The following is a 17,634-nucleotide window of genomic DNA, read 5'->3' as shown; positions in this document are numbered from 1 at the left end:
ATCCCGAACTTTAAATAAGTCCGGGATTTTTATTAATTTATTTTAAATGTCCTTATAGAATCATGAAGTTTTGATGACATACTATTTAACTCATCAGCCAGACTAGATATTTCCTCTACAGCAGCGCTTTGTTCTTCTGTTATAGCTGAAACTTGCTCTGAAGACTTAGCTAAAGTTTCGGACACTTTTGATGCAGCATTCATAACGTTAATAAGCTGATCTCTAGTAACAATAACGCCATTAAGACTAGAGGCAGTTATATTTATTTTATTTACTACGTCTTGTATACTAGAGGATATTTCACCAAAGGTTTCTCTAGCATGTTTTACAGCATCACTTTGTTTATAAATTACAACTTCTGCTTGATTTATAGTATCCTTAGCTGTAATAATGTCTTTTTGAACATTAAATATAATTTCCTTAACATTATTACTTGAAGCGGCGGTGTCTTCAGATAGCTTTCTAACTTCCTCAGCAACTACGGAAAAACCTTTGCCTGCCTCGCCTGCTCTTGCAGCTTCTATAGCAGCATTTAGAGCAAGAAGATTAGTCTGTTCGGAAATCGAGGTTATAGTATCAGCTATATTTCCAACTACATTTGCCTTATCACTTAGTGAATTTATAACTAATGCTACATTATTTATAGATTGATTACTTTCCTTTGCGGCACTTTCTAATGTGTGAATAGCCTCGATGCCTTTAGTGCTAACCTTACATATGTTATCTGCAGATGTTTTACCGTCATTCATGTAATCTGTCATAGTAGTAATTTTATCTGATAACTCTTTAGTTGTATTAAGTCCGGTTTCAGCATTGGATGCCTGTCCATCAGCCGCTACTGTAACATCTGAAATATTAATGGCTATCTGTTCTATAGATTTAGAGGTAGATTCAGTAGTAATAGACAGAGTTTTAGATGAATTAGTCACAAGTACAGATGCTTCATTTATATTAGTAATAAGTTCTTTTATTTGAGACATCATTAAATTGAAGTTATTACTTAGACTTCCAAGTTCATTTTGGCTTTTATATTGAGATTGAACTGTTAAATCTCCCTCAGATGCTTTTTGCATCAGTATAACTAAATCAGATATTGGTTGTGTAAATTTTTTCGCAAGAAAATATATTAATATAATTACTAACAAGAGTAGAAATAATGCTATAACTGTGTTTTTTATTTGAGTAGTTTTTATTACTGCCATAGCAGATGCTTTATCTTGTACTGTTATTACCGCCCAGTTTTGAGACTGTCCTGGGAGCTTTATTGTAGTATAAGAACTTGATATTTCTTTTTTATCATTATCTGTATACTCAACAGTGCCAGACTCCCCCTTTAATGCCTTCTCGGTAATGTTCTTAAGAGTTTGGTGAAGTTTTATATCTTGAAGCTGAGTTTGCTGATTTCCATTAGTATCTTTAACTACATTACCTGAAGAATCTTTAACTAAAACCGTTTTCTTAAAGGTTTTATAATTGTAAAGCTCTGAAACTTGGTTTTTATCAGGATGAGCAATAACTACTCCATCGCTGTCTAGAATAAATGAGTACCTGTTTTTACCATCAGAGTACTTGTCTACAAGTTTTTGCAATTCGTTTAATTTAAGGTCAGCGCCGAATATTCCTGTCATATTGGAGTTTTTGTCAAAAATAGGATGAAATATTGAAGTTACGGCACTATTACCAGTTACAGAGTAATAAGATTTGCTAACGAATGACTTTTTTTCATTCATAACTTGTGTAAACCACCATCTATTAGCTCTATTGGCTAGTTCGCCAGAAGAGCGAGCGGTCTGATTTCCATCATTCTTTACTATGTACAGCAGATCAAAATAAGGATTTTTAGATACAGACTTGGTAAGCATCTCTTTTTGATCTTCTGGATTAAAGTCAATAATAGTCTTATTTTCAGCCATTGCCTCTGTAAGGGTGTACGCCTTATCAATAAAACCTTTAACTTCGTCAGCTATTGTAGATGAAAGACGTTTATTATTATCTACTATGGTGGATTCAATGCTATTGGAAAAATAATAAGAACAGATAAAATTAGTAATTGCTACTGGAATTATTACTAGCAAGACTGCAACAGAAATTAATTGACGTTTTATAGATTTCATCATTTGTCCCCCTATAAATGTTAATAATATGTTTACATTTTAACATAACAATATAAATATTTCAAAATGTAGTTTTTATTTAAAAAATATGAAAATTAATGTAAAATGAATCAAAATTATAGAACTTATACCACATTTAGGTTAAGTGTAGATTATTAAAAATATATAAATGAAATAATAATTGCAAAAAAATGGGCAACCTAAAATACAATTTTTAGGATGTCCATTTAAATTTTTTAATAATAAAGCATATCTATCCCTGTGATCCCCAAATAGCTACATTTTGATTGTCCAAAACAAATCTATTTCCCTTCCATTTTAAAGTATTTAAAATATAGCCTAGAGAATCTGCATTATATCTACCAGCTATTTTTTGGTATGCCAACAATTCATATACTCCATTTGAATCAAAATCTACAGGGTACAATCCGCTTAGGGGATTTACAAATCCACTAATTGGCCTTTTCAGCTTGCCATTTTCATCGTATATTTCCTTTAAATAATCCTCTCCTTTAAGGGATATATCTATAATGTACTTTATATTATTTGCCTTACTAGTAACTTCAACCTTGTAGTTATCCTTATAAATAACATCATAGTTATATTCCGCGTTGTATGAATTAAAATTAAATATTAGTTGAGGGGTATTATTAGTAAAGGAATAAATATAATGATACATTATTGCTCCACTTCCACCTGAATCAATACTAATTAATATATCATTTATACCATCCCCAGTAAAATCCCCTAGAAACAGCCTAGGGTTATACCCAGCGTTTTCATTTAGTGGTACACTAACGACTCTGCCTGTTCTTCCATCCAGTACTAAAAGGGTAATGTTTTGAATAAAGGGACTAGACGGGCTTTTTACTCCAACTAAGTATATATTATCAGGAATTCTATCACCATTTACGTCCCCTCTGACATAAGCAACAATATTTGAGCCTATGTTAGCCCTAAAATAGTAATTGTACATAATAACTCCTCTGTATATAAGCTTTACATATATATTATGAATTTGATGTAAAAGCTGTTACAGAGATTTTTATCTAATTTATCCGATGGCGTACCCGCTCTAATACTTCCATCGCACTCTGTGAAAGGGTTCCTTTAAGCAAATTTGAGATGGGATCTAAAACCCCATCTCAAGTAAGCTTTGCTTTATTAATTATAATTTACTCGTTAACCTTAAATTGCATTATCATATTAAGTAATTCAGAGGATAATACTTTCAATTTGCTGACACTTCCATTAATTTCTTCGAATGACACTGCTTGTTCTTCTGTAGCAGCAGATATCTCTTCTGTTGTAGCAGCGGTTTCTTGAGAAACAGATGCAATATTGTTAACAGATACAACCACTTTCTCTGTATTTTCACTTAAAATCTTACAAATGCTATTTAAATTTTCTACAAGGGCAACTAATGAATCATTTGAATCTTTAAGTAGATAAAAAGCTTCGACGGTGTTATCAAGCTTTTCATTTGATTCGCCTACGGATTTTCCTGCTATATTTATGGATCTTACAGCATCTGATACATCATTTTTGATTTCATTAATAAGAGAATCAATATTAAAAGCTGCATCTGCAGACTGTTCAGCTAGCTTTCTGACCTCTTCTGCTACAACTGCAAAACCTCGTCCGGCTTCGCCAGCTCTTGCAGCTTCAATAGATGCATTTAATGCTAGTAGATTAGTCTGGCTGCTTATTGCAGAAATGGATTCTGTGATTGCTCCTATTTTGTTTGATCTATCAGCAAGTAAGGTTATTTTATCACTTACACTTTCTGTAGCTTCTTTATTTTCAGCAAATTTATTTTTTAAGATATTTATTGATTCAAGGCTATTTTTATTTTGATGGTCTATTTCACCTATCTTTTCAGAAATTATACTTGTATTTGCTACGATATCCTCAATATTCTTAGATACCTCAAATAATTGATCAGCACTTGTTTGAGCTTCCTGTGCTTGATTAGTTGTACCTCCGGCTATTTCAGAAACACTTTTTGCAATCTCTTGTCCCGCAGCTGAGGTTTGTTCCGTTGCTTGTGCTACTGCATCAGAAGTTTGTGTTACATTTGAGGCAGTAGTATTTATACTTAAAACTAATCCTTTTAGATGATTTATAGTATTATTAAATCCAGATGCTAATTGTCCAAGTTCATCATTGTCAGAATCTTTAATGGAAACATTAAGATTTCCATTGCCAACATCTTCTACTACCTTTAATATATTTTTAATTCTTTTAATAATATATTTGTTACTTACTACAAAAATAATAAATGAAGCTAAAATTAAATTAAGTACTATGGACAAAATAATATTATTTCTTAAAGTTGATAACTGACCATAGTATTCTGATGTAGGTATTGTAGCCATAATAATATATTTATCTGTCTTTTCAAAGGCCATTAAATTTTCAATACCATTCATTTTATACTTGAAACTTCCCTTGTTTGAGGATGCTACCTTTTGCCCCCAATCGAAATCCTTTAAGCTTTTTCCAATAAGCTTATCATCGGGATAGCTAACAAATTTACCATCTTTATCAAGTATAGCTACATATCCACCTTTACCAACCTTGGTTGATTTAGAAATATTTTTTACATTAACTCGGTCTAATAAATCCTGTAACTCTTTTGGAATTACTCCTATTTGCACAAGACCAGGTTTATCTAGCCTTGATACGGTAATATACTGAAAGAGTTCCTTATTACTTCCTCTTGGCTGAGGGTCTTGAGCTAGTGCAAAGCTTTTATCAGTGAGACCTGGAAGAAAAGGTTTAGTTTGATCAGAGGTTCTAAAGTCAAAACCATAAAAGTCTGGAACAGATCCCCATCTTAACACTCCATCACCGTCAGTGATGTGTATTTCTGTAATTCCTAAAGACTGAGCCAATCTTTTAGACTCATCATTTAATTTATCTTCAGGAATTGTCTTTAAAATCTCGGCGATGCTTTTTGTAACTGAAATTAGATATTTATCGAGAGCTTGTTTTAAGGATTTGACGTTATCTTCTCTTTCTGCAATCAATCCCTTTGTTTCCTCTACTTTAAGTGCAGTCATATTTTCCATAATTCTAGTCAGCGCATTTTTTTCACCTATATAGGACAATATACCAATGCTGCTTGTAGCTAGAAAAGTAATTATAAGTATTGGCATTAAAAATTTAATTCCTATTCCCCTATAATTTGTATTCTTCCCCATAAGTATTCCTCCTTAACATATATTGTTTAGTTTCAATTACAAAAGCCCTCAAATAATAATATCGTTGTATTAATACACTTACTTTATATAATTAATGGATAATGTGTAGAAATAATGTATTTTGTCAAAATATTTGTCTAAAGAAAAGGTTATTTTTAAATTCTTGGCAAGTTGATATATTAATGATAAAATAAAATTTGCTATGTTTTTTGAGGTGTTAATTTTTATTATATAAGGAAGTGATATTTAGAATGGATTCTAAAAAAAGAAGTATAGTTATTGCGGTAATGGTTGCCATGTTCCTTGGAGCTGTTGAGGGAACAGTTGTAACTACTGCAGTACCTACTATAGTTAAAGAATTAAATGGATTTGAACTTATAAGTTGGGTTTTTTCATTATATTTACTTACATCAGCTATTTCAACGCCTATATATGGCAAGCTATCAGATTTATATGGGAGAAAAAATGTATTAACTGTAGGAATAATAATTTTTCTAATTGGGAGTTCACTTTGTGGTATATCTCAAACTATGTATCAACTCATAGCTTTTCGAGCAGTTCAAGGATTGGGAGCTGGATCAATATTTACAGTAACTTATACAATAGTAGGAGATGTATTTTCTCTTTCAGAGAGAGCAAAAGTTCAAGGGTGGTTAAGTACAGTATGGGGAATAGCCAGCTTAGCAGGTCCCTTTTTAGGAGGGTTCCTTATAGACTATCTTTCATGGCATTGGATATTCTTTATAAACATACCTTTTGGAATAATGTCTATAATATTAATTCAGAAGAATCTTAAGGAAAACTTTGAAAGGAAAAAACATAAGATTGACTATGCGGGGACAGCGGCCTTATCCGCATCAATAATAGCTCTTTTATATGGTGTGTTAGTAGGCGGAGAAAGTCAAAGCTTTTATTCGCTTACGATGGTAGTCTGCTTAGTAATTACTATGATATTTTTAATAGCATTTTATTTTATAGAAAAAAAAGCAGAAGAACCAATTATACCTTTTGATATTTTTACTAAAACTAATATAATAGTTAACATAATCAGCTTTTTAGCATCAGCTGTTTTAATAGGTGCAGATGTTTACATGCCTATATATATGCAGAATGTTTTAGGATTTGGAGCAACAATTTCAGGAGTTTCTATGGCCCCTATGTCCGTTGCATGGCTTATTTCTGCAGTTATTTTGGGAAAAGCTATACCTAAATATGGAGAAAGGGTAGTTATTGCATTATCCTCAACTATTTTAGTCATAAGTTGTGCGCTTTTACCGACACTAACAGTTAGTTCGCCATTGCTGTTAGTTATAATATATATTACTATAATGGGATTCGGTTTTGGTGGAAGTTTTACAACATTAACAATAGTAGTACAGTCCTCTGTGGATTATAGCAAAAGAGGAGCTGCAACAGCATCTAATTCGCTAGTTCGTACTTTAGGTCAGACCATTGGAGTAAGTATTTTTGGAAGCATGTTTAATTTAAGTATAGTAAAATATTTTAGTAAGCTAGGTGTTCAAGGAGTAGAACCAAACAATCTATATTCTGCTGCCAGCGTAAACTATGGAGTTTCCATTGACCAGATAAAGGCATCCTTACATTCTGGATTATACTCAGTATTTATATTATTAATTATACTTACTGTAGTATGCTTAACATTATCCTTTATACTTCCCAATGCCCTTAAGGAGAAAAGAGCTTAATAACCTATTAATATTTTTATAGGGCATTTTTTAATCTTAAGATAAAAGCCTTTCTAAAAGTATTTTTGTTATGTTCTTTTACAAAAATAATCATAAAATATCAATATAATATTGATTATTTAGAAGAACTGTGGAAAAATATATGAAAATACTATTAAAGGGGACAGGGATAATGGAAATATACGAAGTTGTAATAAGGTTACTGCTTGCTATACTAATTGGTGGTTTAATAGGATATGAAAGAGAGTTTAAAAATAGGCCAGCAGGCTTTAGAACTCACATACTTGTGTGTATAGGTGCCTGCGTAATATCTATGATACAATTATATGATGTGCAAAAAACTGTACAACTAATATTAGCTCAGCCACAGCTAGCTAGTGCATTAAAAGCGGATATAGGAAGAATAGGTGCGCAGGTTGTAAGTGGGGTAGGCTTCTTGGGTGCAGGAACAATAATTCATGAGAAAGGTTCGATAAAAGGACTTACTACAGCTGCAAGTTTATGGGTGGTTGCTTGTATTGGGCTTGCCATAGGCCTTGGATATTACTATCTAAGTATTTTAGCAGCTATTGCCGTAGCTATATGTCTTGTAACATTAAAGAAGTTTGAATCTAGATTTTTAGAGAAGGCCAGCGTAATAAAAATTCAAATTGAATATTTAGATAAAAAAGAAATGGTTCAAAAAGTTGATAGCTACTTTGAAGATAAAAATGTAAAGATTAAAAATATTGAGTTTTTACTTGAAGAGGAGCTTGAGGGCGAATTCGCATATATGAAAAGTTTATACACTATTTTAGTTCCAAGATATGTGAGAAGAGAAGAGTTAATTAAGGATTTAGCATCATTTAATGAGGTTTTAGGGGTATCGATTATATAAGATTGTATATACTTATAAATATATGGTTTGTAAAAGCATAGAGGTTTTTCCTTCTATGCTTTTTAATTTAACAAAATTCCATTGTGTGTAATATGATGATGATTTAGAAAAGGATATCAATAAACATAAATTTTGCAAATTTACTTTTACAAAAGTTAAAATTTTTGTCGCATAAAGCTATGTTACAATAAAGCCAAAGCTTAAGAGGAGGAATAAATTATGCTAAAGTTTAAAAAAGCATTTTCTATGATTATAGCTACAACTTTAACTGTAACTTTATTTGCAGGCTGTGGATCTAAAAATACACAAGCTACAAATAAAGCAAAAGATGAAAAGGTAACAGTTTACTGTGGACTTATGGAAGACCATATGGTAGCAGCAGCAAAACAATTCCAAAGTGAAACTGGAATTAAAGTGGAAGCAGTTAGAATGAGTTCTGGTGAAATAATGGGTAGAATAAAGGCAGAAAAAGAAAATCCAAAGGCTTCTGTATGGTTTGGAGGACCGGCAGATGGTTTTGTACAAGCACAAAAAGAGGGACTTCTTGAAAAGTATGTATCACCAAATGCAAAAGACATACCAGATCAGTTTAAGGATAAAGATGGATATTGGACAGGAATTTATAAAGGTTATTTAGGACTTGTAGGAAATCAAAAGTTGCTTAAAGAAAAAGGAGTACAAATGCCAACAAGTTGGGAGGAGTTGTTAAAACCTGAATTTAAAGGACAAATTGTACTTGCAAATCCAGGTTCATCAGGAACAGCATATACTTTCCTTGCAACAATGGTTCAAATAATGGGCGAAGAAAAAGCTATGGATTACATGAAAAAATTAAATGGACAAGTTAAATCATACCAAAAATCAGGAACAGCTCCTGGAAGAATGGTTGGTCAAGGAGAAGCAATGATTGGAATCACTTTCCTTCATGACGCTATAAAATATAGAGAAGAAGGAATGAAAGATATAGTAATATCTGCACCAAAAGAGGGAACAGGATATGAAATTGGGGCTGTAGGTATTATAAAAGGTGGTCCAAATCAAGAAGCTGCTAAAAAATTCGTTGATTGGTGTTTAACTAAGAAGGCACAAGAGCTTGGACAAACTGTAGGCTCATATCAGTTCCTAACAAATCCACAAGCAACTGCACCAAAACAAGTTGAAGAATTAAAAGATGCAAAACTTATAGATTATAAGCTTGAATGGGCAGGAAGCCACAAGAATGAATTAATAGAAAAATGGAACAATGCAATAAAGTAATAAAGAGGCAGTTATAAAATTGGTATGGGTTAAATGCCTAAATGGCATTTAACGGGCGAAGCCCAGGGTCGTAGACAAATGCCTAAATGGCATTTAACGGGCAAAGCCCCGGATTGTAGACAACCCCCATACCAAAAGTTCATCTAAATAAAGAGGTGATAGTATGAAAAATAGCTTTAGAACAGAACTAGACGATGCAAAAAAGATATTTAGAGATCCAATACTTTTATCAACCATAATTTTAGTTATTTTATCACTTTTAATTTTTATAGTATGGCCATTATATGACGTGTTTAAGGAAAGTTTCTTAACTCAGGACGGTTCAATTACGCTTAAATATTATAAAGAAGTGTTATCTCAAACAGAGACAAGAAAAGTACTTGGAAATACATTGATACTTGGAATTTTTGTAAGTTTGATATCAACAGTTATAGGCTTTTTATTTGCTTATGCTGATGCATATATAAACATAAAATTTAAGAAATTATTTAATATACTTACTATTTTACCGATAGTATCCCCTCCTTTTGCACTAGCAATGTCTTTTATAATGCTTTTTGGACAAAGGGGATTTGTAACTTATAATTTATTACATATCAAAGATGCTAACGTATATGGATTTTGGGGACTTGCTATAGTTCAAATATTAACCTTTTTCCCAGTAGCATATCTTGTACTGGCAGGATTACTGCATCAAATAGATCCTTCCTATGAAGAAGCAGCAAGGAATCTAGGAGCAACAAGAGGTTATATATTTAGAACAGTAGTACTTCCATTAGTAAAGCCAGGAATAGCAAATGCATTTTTACTTGTATTTATACAGAGTGTAGCAGACTTTGGAAATGCTATGGTTATAGGTGGCAATTTTACTACACTAGCAGCTAAAACCTACCTTCAAGCTATGGGTAATTACGATCTAAAGGGCGGTACAGCATTAGCTACTATACTTCTTACCATATCTATTGTAATGTTTGTACTTCAAAAATATTGGGTAGGAAATAAATCTTATGTAACTGTGACAGGAAAGCCTTCAAGACAGAGAGACTATATAACAGAAAAATCTATAATCATTCCTGTACAGATAGCTTGTCTACTTATCTGCGTATTTATAATGATATTATATATATTAATACCTTATGGTTCCTTTGTTAACCTTTGGGGTATAGACTATACTCCGACTTTGAAACATTACAATTACATTATGGGATTAGGATTAAAACCAATAATAGACACAACTATTCTTTCGTTAATTTCAATGCCTATAACAGGGGTTTTAGGTATGGTAATAGCCTTCTTAATAGTAAGAAAGAAATTTTTAGGAAGAAGAGCAGTAGAATTTATATCTATGCTTTCTATGGCAGTACCAGGTACAGCTATAGGTATGGGGTATATACTTGCATATAATAAAGAGCCTCTTATTTTAACTGGAACTTCCATTATAATAATTTTGGCTTTTGTATTTAGAAGTATGCCAGTAGGAATAAGATCCGGTGTTGCATCACTTCAGCAAATTGATCCTGCTATTGAAGAAGCAGCACAAGACCTAGGAGCTAATTCATTCAAAGTCTTTACTTCAGTTACAATACCTCTTATAAAATCAGCATTCTTTAGTGGTCTTGTATACAGTTTTGTAAGAAGCATGACTGCTGTAAGTGCAGTTATATTCCTTGTGTCTGCTCAGTATAACCTTTTAACTGTAACAATTATGTCTCAGGTTGATGTAGGAAGGTTAGGGGTTGCAGCAGGATATTCTACAATACTTATAGTTATAGTACTTGTAGTTGTAGGAGTAATGAAGTTCTTACTTAGCAAAATTGGAATAACTACTTCAACAAGAGAAGCATAGGAGGGTTAGCATGAGTTCAAAATATGTTAAATTAAAAAATATAGTTAAAATATATAGAGGTGACGATAAAAAAACTTTCACAGCTGTAGATAATATATCCATAGATATAGAACCAGGTGAATTTGTAACACTGTTAGGACCTTCAGGCTGTGGTAAAACTACTACCTTGAGAATGATAGCAGGCTTTGAAGTACCTACAAGTGGAGATATATACATAGGTGAGGAAAGGGTAAACAGCTTGACACCAGACAAAAGAGATACAGCTATGGTTTTCCAAACTTATGCGCTGTTTCCACATCTAAATATCTTTGATAATGTGGCTTATGGGCTTAAAATAAAGAAGCTTCCAGAAGCAGATATTAAAAGAAATGTAGAAAATATTTTGAGTCTAGTAGGACTTGAAGGATTAGCAAAAAGAGCACCAAATCAACTTTCAGGTGGTCAGCAGCAAAGGGTTGCTCTAGCTAGAGCACTTGTTATGCAGCCAGCGGTGCTTCTGTTTGATGAACCTCTTTCAAACTTAGATGCAAAGCTTAGAGTATATATGAGAACAGAGATAAGAAAAATACAGAAGAAGATAGGAATTACTAGCGTATATGTAACTCATGATCAGGCTGAGGCTATGAGCATGTCAGACAGAGTTATTATAATGAATAAAGGTATTATAGAACAGATAGGAACTCCACAGGAAATTTATAAAAAACCTGCATCAGAGTTTGTTGCAGATTTTATAGGAGTTGCAAACATATTTGATGCTGAAGTCAAAGAAGTTAACTCAAATGGAGTTGTTATAGAATTATTTGATGCTATATTTAACGTAAAGACAGAGGCAAAGGTAAAGGCAAAGGACAAAGTTAAAGTTGTAATACGACCTGAAGCAATCAAGCTTTCAGATACAGGAAATGTAAAGGTGCAAGTTCTTTCATCTGTATTTATGGGAGCATATCAGGATTATGTAGTTAAACATGGTAGTACAAAGGTAACAGTTTTAGATTACAATCCATCAAATAAAAAAGTTTACAACGAAGATGAAAATGCTTATTTGGATATAGATCCAAATAGCCTTCATATAATCCCAAATAAAAAATAACTATATATTTCGACGAACAGATTGCTGCTATAATTCTTAATATAGCAGCAATCTGTTTTTTTATTTATCCGATCGCTACCATTGCTAACACCCCCATCTTCTATCAAAGTGGGGGATAAGCACCGCTACGCGCCTGGATAAGTTCTTCTAAGGTTCAGATGGAGAAAGTCATCCTTATAAGCAAACTCCATCTGAACCTAAGAATCACTTGATATAAACTATTACTAAATATTACATACTTTGTTCAACTTCGACATATATGCAGGCTAAATTAGTGTTTAGTTTTGAAAAATATTGTATAATTAGAATAGTAGGTGATAGTGTGATAAAGGATGTAGAATATGAAATACTAAAATATTTGGTACATGTAGATGATTTTTTAACAGTTAAGGATATTTCAAAAAAGATAGGTTTTAGTGAGAGAATGGTAAGATATGCAGTAGATAACATTGAGTATGTTCTCAAAAAGCACAATATGCCGAAGATTCAACGGAAGTATAGTTTAGGCATCAAAATCTATTTAACGGAAAATCAACTAGATATGATTGCCCGAAAAGAGTCTATTTATAAAAATTACTTAGGTTTTAGCAATAAAAATAGGCTTATCTTATATCTTTTAAAAAGCCATTATTCTAAAACACTACAGGAGCTTTCAGATTTTATAGGTAGTAGTAAGGTTACTATATCTAAATATCTAGGAGAAGCTGAAGAATATCTTAAAGAGAGAAATATTGAGCTTGTAAAAAAGAGAAATAAAGGTATTTACCTAGTTGGTAATGAAATATCAAAGAGAAGAATTATATATGATATTATACTAGAAAATTATGATTATTCGAAAATACAGGGATTGTTAATTCCTAAAAATATAGATGATTTAATTATAAAAAATTATTTTTATGGTATAAATATAAAGCACATATGGGAGCTTTTAAAGGATTTTTTATTGGGAAGAAAAATAACATTTTCAGACGTAGCCTTTTACAATATAGTTATAAATACTTGCATAATGATAAAAAGAATTCAGCAGGGATTCTTAGTGGATATGGAATGCGAAAAAATAGATTATCTATCTGAAACCTTTGAATATGAAGAGGCTAAAAAATATTGCAAGGAGCTTTCTAAGAATTTCAATTTATCAGTATCAAAAACAGAAGTTGTTTGGCTTACAATGCACTTTTTAGGTGCAAATCCTATGAAATTCCTTGAAAATGATATTTTTGATAGTGCAAATGAAAGAAACAAGCTTATAAATTGTACTCGTAGGATGGTAGAGCAGTTCGAAAAGGAAACATTAATTAAGTTTAATAATCATGAGGAGATTATTAATGGATTGTTTGTTCATCTTATGCCTACTGTAAATAGAATGAAATACAATATATTTATCAAAAACAGCCTTAAAGAAGATATAAAAAAACATTATTCATCCATATTTAATTCTACAGTTAATGTGTGTAGATGTGTGGAAGAAGAATTTAATATAGAGCTTACAGAAGATGAAATATCATACATATGCCTGCATTTTGGAGCTGCTGTGGAAAAAATGAATAAAAGCTTTGCTGCAAAAAAAAGAATTATAGTAGTATGTTCTACAGGAATTGGCACATCAAAGCTTTTGGCCAGTAAACTTAAAAATAGTTATGAGGATATAGAGATTACAGATATACTTTCCTATAATGAATTTATTTCTCGAAATACCTTTGATATAGACTATGTTATAAGCACTATAGCTATGAAAGAAGCAAATGTCCCTATTATTGTTGTAAATCCTTTATTAAATGATGAAGATAAACTTAAGCTTTCAAAGATATTTAATCCTAAGGTTACAAGAAAAGAAGAGGATCTAGAAAAAATAATAGAGATAGTAGAGAGAAATACTATAGTGAAAAATAAGGATAAGCTTATGGAAGAACTAGGTGAATATTTATCAGGAAACACAAGGGAAAAAGTGCCTCATATATATGATTTGCTTGAAGAAAGTCTTATTGTAACAAATGGTAACTTTGAATCACCGCAAGAAGCATTAAGCTGTGCTGGAAAATTACTTTTAGATAAAGGTATTGTAAATGAAAGATATGTAGATAGTCTTGTAAAGTGCATAGATAAAAAAGGCAAAAATGGACCTTATATAGTTATATCTAATGGTATAGCCCTTCCTCATGCAAGGCCAGAAGATGGGGCAATTGGTACAGGATTTTCTATTATTATATTAAAGGAGCCATTAATTTTCGGGCACAAAAAACATGATCCTGTTAGACTTATTATAGCTTTTGCATCTAAGGATAATAAAAATCATTTAAAGGCATTAGAAGAAATAACATCCGTAATTATTAACAAAGAAAATTTAAAAGCCTTGCTTCAATGTGAAAATGCCAGTCAGGCTATGAAGTTGATTTTTAACAGATGCCTAAAAGCAAGGGAGGGTAACGTATAATGGACATACTTGTAGTATGCAGTCTTGGACTTGGAAGCAGCTTTATAATAGAATCTAATGTAATAAAATATTTTAAAGATAAGAATATAAAATATAATGTGATGAGATGTGATATTACTACCGCTGAATTTTATAATCCAGATCTATATATTTGCTCAGAAGATATAAATTTTAATGTAGATAAAAGAGATATAGACAAAATAGAGCTTGAAGATATTTTAGATGAAGAAGAATTCAAAAATAAGCTAGACAGTTTTTTGAAGAGTAGAGGTTTCTAAATATGAGTCTTTTTATAAAAAGTGATGTACTTTTGGTATTTATTGTTATTCTGGGGCTTTTAGTTCAAAGGAAAAATATTAAAACCATAGCTGTATCTGTGGTAAAAGTAAGCATGGGATACAGTATAATAGTTTTAGGTTCAGATACCGCTGTTAAGACATTAAGCGTTCTCAGCCTTATTATAAGAAGATCAGTACATGTATTTGATATCATTCCTAATAATGAAACTATGGTAAGCATAATAGGTAATTCCGGTGGAAGGAATATATTTTTTATAATGCTTATAGCCATGTGTGTTAATATTTTAATCTCAAAATTCACTAGAATAAAATATATTTTTCTAAATGGATACTACATATTCTATATGGCTGGTATGATGGCCATGCTTATAAATGAAAATACTACTAAAACCAGCATTTTGTTTTCAGGAATTTATTTAGGATTTTTTATGAGTATTGTTCCCTTTATTACTGCCCCTTTTATTAAGAAAATATCTAAGAGAGAAGATATTGGACTTGCCCATTTTGGGAGCTTTGCTTGTGTTATTGGAGGACTAGCTGCTGGGATTTTTAAAAGAACAGATCAAAAGGATGAGGATAAAAAGAAAATATCCTTTATGAGAGATAGCAATGTACTTATGGCTGGAAGCATGTTTATAATATACCTTCTTGCAATATTAAATGTAGATTCTGGTTTTTTAAATGACTTTACTGGAGAAACAAACAAACTTTACATAGCCTTTAAATACAGCATAAGTTTTACAGTATCCTTTTACTTAATAGTTCTTGGTGTAAGAATGATGACGGACGAAATTCTATACGCCTTTAAAGGTATTGCTGAAAAACTAATACCTGATGCAAAGCCAGCCATGGATGCTGCTGTATTTTTTACGTACAAGCCAGATGCGGTTATGCTCGGTTTCATATGCAGCCTAGTAGGAGGGATTATTACATTTTTAATACAAATGAAACTTAAAACAGCTATAGTTGTACCTGCAATAACTGCTCATTTATTTTCAGGTGGTACAGCAGGGATTTTTGGATATTCTGTTTCAGGTAGAAAAGGAGCCATATTATCATCTCTTATTCATGGAATAATTATTACCATAATACCTATTTTTTTATTGCCAATATTAAAGCCTCATATGGGACTTATGAGAACATGCTATGCGGATTCGGACTTTGGAATTATAGCAATTACATTTAATTTTATAAGATCTATTTTTTAGATATTAAAATTTTTATTGTATATGTTTGATAGATTTTGGCTGATAAAGTAAGAAAAGGACAAGGAGTAGGTGTGGGACTATCTATAGCAAATTTAAGAAGGCCGCGCTAATTTAAATAGCAGCGGCCTTAAGTTTTTTTAATTACTATGCTAATTTTAATTCTGGTTCTGATTCTGTATCCCACTTTGGCTCTGGTCCTCTTAAATAAGATAAAATAGCAGCTAGTACACTAAAACCAAAGGAGATACTAAAGGCTAATCTAAGAGCACCAATAAATTTACCTATTGCAATTCCTTGAGAACCAACTTGGGTTCCTACAAATAAAGCTTGCATTGCTTCGGGAGTAACACTGGAAGATATTATAGCCATAGAAAGTGCTATACTTATTACACTTCCGCCGGTATTTAACATAGTTCTAAGGCCTGCAGCAACACCTCTTTTATCCGCTGGTACAGATCCCATAATTGCATTAGTATTAGGTGAAAAGAAAAGTCCTGAACCAAATCCCATAATTAGCATGTATATTACAAGCATTGTAATGGAGGTAGTTGTAGTTATAGTCATAAATCCTAAAAGTCCTATAGCAGAAATAATCAATCCTATGGAGCTTAAAGTTCTTGAACCATATTTATCTGAAAGTGCTCCACTTATTGGAGAAATAATTACCATAGAAATAGCCAGTGGTGTTAAGTACATTCCCGCAATAATTGGATCCATAGCTTTAATTCCCTGAAGATAAAATACAAGTAAGAAGGTAACAGCACCTCTTGCTACACCATTAAAGAAATTACTTGCATTTGCAAAAGCTAATATTCTGGTATTTAAAAGTCTTAAATCGATCATTGGGTATTCTGCTTTTCTTTCAATTTTAACGAATATCACCATAAGGACTATGGAAGCTATTAATAGACCTATTACTATAATATTTAACCATCCTAATAAGCTACCTAATGTTAGAGAAATTAACATTGACATTATACCAATAGTAAAGACAAAGGTACCCATCCAATCAAATTTTTGTTTTTCAGGTAATGAAGTTAATTCTTTTAGTTGAGTTGCTGCCCATATGGTTCCAAAAATTCCAAATGGAATATTTATATAGAATATGCTTCTCCAACCAAAGTTAACTAAGAAACCACCTAAAATAGGTCCGATGACATTAGCTACACTGATAGCCATACTGTTTATACCAAGAGCTTTTCCTAATTCTTTTTTTGGAAATGCATCTGTAACTATGGCAGTACTGTTTGCCACCATTAATGAACCACCAATACCTTGAATTAATCTATAAATTAATAATTGCATTCCTGTATGTGATAAAGAACATAAAAAAGAAGTTATAGTAAAAATAGCAAAGCCACTAACATACAATTTCTTTCTTCCCACCATATCTGCAACTCTGCCTATTGATGGTACAAGTATAGTAAGTACTAATAGATAACCCATAAGAATCCATGTAACTACTCCCATACCTGGATTTAAATCTTTCATCATAACCGGTAGTGCTATAACTAGGGTGCTACCACTCATAACGGACAGCAAAGCACCTAAAGTAGTGCAGGCCAATGCAATCCATTTATAATTATCATTTTTCATTCTT

Annotated in this window: 12 protein-coding genes; 8 read left to right on the top strand and 4 right to left on the bottom strand. The window is 31.9% G+C overall.

Translation table 11 applies throughout. From position 1 onward, the window contains the following. Window positions 1–32: 32 nt before the first annotated feature. The 3 genes from I6U51_RS04650 to I6U51_RS04640 all read right to left on the bottom strand — a co-directional run bounded on the left by I6U51_RS04650 (window position 33) and on the right by I6U51_RS04640 (window position 5,320). Window positions 33–2,114, bottom strand: a complete 2,082-nt coding sequence (locus tag I6U51_RS04650; RefSeq protein ID WP_211141426.1) for a methyl-accepting chemotaxis protein — start codon at window positions 2,112–2,114, stop codon at window positions 33–35. A gap of 253 nt (window positions 2,115–2,367) precedes the next feature. After that, window positions 2,368–3,090 carry a VCBS repeat-containing protein gene (locus I6U51_RS04645; RefSeq protein WP_211141425.1) on the bottom strand — a complete coding sequence of 241 codons (723 nt, stop codon included), beginning with the start codon at window positions 3,088–3,090 and terminating at the stop codon, window positions 2,368–2,370. Window positions 3,091–3,289: 199 nt separating this feature from the next. Beyond that, complete coding sequence (locus I6U51_RS04640) at window positions 3,290–5,320, bottom strand: methyl-accepting chemotaxis protein (RefSeq protein WP_211141424.1); 2,031 nt, start codon at window positions 5,318–5,320, stop codon at window positions 3,290–3,292. 251 nt (window positions 5,321–5,571) lie between these two features. On the opposite strand from I6U51_RS04640, the gene I6U51_RS04635 reads away from it, so the two are divergent. The 8 genes from I6U51_RS04635 to I6U51_RS04600 all read left to right on the top strand — a co-directional run bounded on the left by I6U51_RS04635 (window position 5,572) and on the right by I6U51_RS04600 (window position 16,034). After that, window positions 5,572–7,026, top strand: a complete 1,455-nt coding sequence (locus I6U51_RS04635) for an MDR family MFS transporter (RefSeq protein ID WP_211141423.1) — start codon at window positions 5,572–5,574, stop codon at window positions 7,024–7,026. A 172-nt stretch (window positions 7,027–7,198) separates the two neighbouring features. Further along, window positions 7,199–7,903 carry an MgtC/SapB family protein gene (locus I6U51_RS04630; RefSeq protein WP_178907991.1) on the top strand — a complete coding sequence of 235 codons (705 nt, stop codon included), beginning with the start codon at window positions 7,199–7,201 and terminating at the stop codon, window positions 7,901–7,903. Window positions 7,904–8,122: 219 nt separating this feature from the next. Then, on the top strand, window positions 8,123–9,160 hold the full coding sequence (locus I6U51_RS04625) for an ABC transporter substrate-binding protein (RefSeq protein ID WP_211141422.1): 1,038 nt from the start codon (window positions 8,123–8,125) through the stop codon (window positions 9,158–9,160). Window positions 9,161–9,323: 163 nt separating this feature from the next. Next, the gene (locus tag I6U51_RS04620) at window positions 9,324–11,006 is read left to right on the top strand and encodes an ABC transporter permease (RefSeq protein ID WP_211141421.1); all 1,683 of its coding nucleotides are present in this window, start codon (window positions 9,324–9,326) and stop codon (window positions 11,004–11,006) included. A gap of 10 nt (window positions 11,007–11,016) precedes the next feature. After that, complete coding sequence (locus tag I6U51_RS04615; RefSeq protein ID WP_211141420.1) at window positions 11,017–12,096, top strand: ABC transporter ATP-binding protein; 1,080 nt, start codon at window positions 11,017–11,019, stop codon at window positions 12,094–12,096. A 322-nt stretch (window positions 12,097–12,418) separates the two neighbouring features. Continuing rightward, complete coding sequence (locus I6U51_RS04610) at window positions 12,419–14,527, top strand: PRD domain-containing protein (RefSeq protein ID WP_211141419.1); 2,109 nt, start codon at window positions 12,419–12,421, stop codon at window positions 14,525–14,527. After that, window positions 14,527–14,805: a PTS sugar transporter subunit IIB gene (locus tag I6U51_RS04605; protein WP_246517073.1), complete on the top strand. Its 279-nt coding sequence runs from the start codon at window positions 14,527–14,529 to the stop codon at window positions 14,803–14,805. Before I6U51_RS04610 ends, I6U51_RS04605 begins: the two co-directional genes overlap by 1 nt. A gap of 2 nt (window positions 14,806–14,807) precedes the next feature. Continuing rightward, a complete protein-coding gene (locus I6U51_RS04600) occupies window positions 14,808–16,034 on the top strand; it encodes a PTS transporter subunit IIC (protein WP_211141418.1) in 1,227 nt (408 codons plus the stop codon). Window positions 16,035–16,178: 144 nt separating this feature from the next. Here the strand turns inward: I6U51_RS04600 and I6U51_RS04595 are convergent, their stop codons facing one another. Then, window positions 16,179–17,630 (bottom strand): MFS transporter, encoded by a 1,452-nt coding sequence (locus tag I6U51_RS04595; RefSeq protein ID WP_211141417.1) that lies wholly within the window; start codon window positions 17,628–17,630, stop codon window positions 16,179–16,181. Window positions 17,631–17,634: the final 4 nt, after the last annotated feature.

The organism is Clostridium aciditolerans (assembly GCF_016316925.1).
GTDB lineage: Bacteria > Bacillota > Clostridia > Clostridiales > Clostridiaceae > Clostridium_AM > Clostridium_AM aciditolerans.
This window is presented reverse-complemented; position numbering and strand designations above follow the sequence as displayed.

Excerpts from the sequence above, each read along its gene's own strand:
- I6U51_RS04650 (WP_211141426.1), bottom strand. The coding sequence starts at position 2,114 with ATGAAATCTATAAAACGTCAATTAATTTCTGTTGCAGTCTTGCTAGTA.
- I6U51_RS04645 (WP_211141425.1), bottom strand. The coding sequence starts at position 3,090 with ATGTACAATTACTATTTTAGGGCTAACATAGGCTCAAATATTGTTGCT.
- I6U51_RS04640 (WP_211141424.1), bottom strand. The coding sequence starts at position 5,320 with ATGGGGAAGAATACAAATTATAGGGGAATAGGAATTAAATTTTTAATG.
- I6U51_RS04635 (WP_211141423.1), top strand. The coding sequence starts at position 5,572 with ATGGATTCTAAAAAAAGAAGTATAGTTATTGCGGTAATGGTTGCCATG.
- I6U51_RS04630 (WP_178907991.1), top strand. The coding sequence starts at position 7,199 with ATGGAAATATACGAAGTTGTAATAAGGTTACTGCTTGCTATACTAATT.
- I6U51_RS04625 (WP_211141422.1), top strand. The coding sequence starts at position 8,123 with ATGCTAAAGTTTAAAAAAGCATTTTCTATGATTATAGCTACAACTTTA.
- I6U51_RS04620 (WP_211141421.1), top strand. The coding sequence starts at position 9,324 with ATGAAAAATAGCTTTAGAACAGAACTAGACGATGCAAAAAAGATATTT.
- I6U51_RS04615 (WP_211141420.1), top strand. The coding sequence starts at position 11,017 with ATGAGTTCAAAATATGTTAAATTAAAAAATATAGTTAAAATATATAGA.
- I6U51_RS04605 (WP_246517073.1), top strand. The coding sequence starts at position 14,527 with ATGGACATACTTGTAGTATGCAGTCTTGGACTTGGAAGCAGCTTTATA.
- I6U51_RS04600 (WP_211141418.1), top strand. The coding sequence starts at position 14,808 with ATGAGTCTTTTTATAAAAAGTGATGTACTTTTGGTATTTATTGTTATT.
- I6U51_RS04595 (WP_211141417.1), bottom strand. The coding sequence starts at position 17,630 with ATGAAAAATGATAATTATAAATGGATTGCATTGGCCTGCACTACTTTA.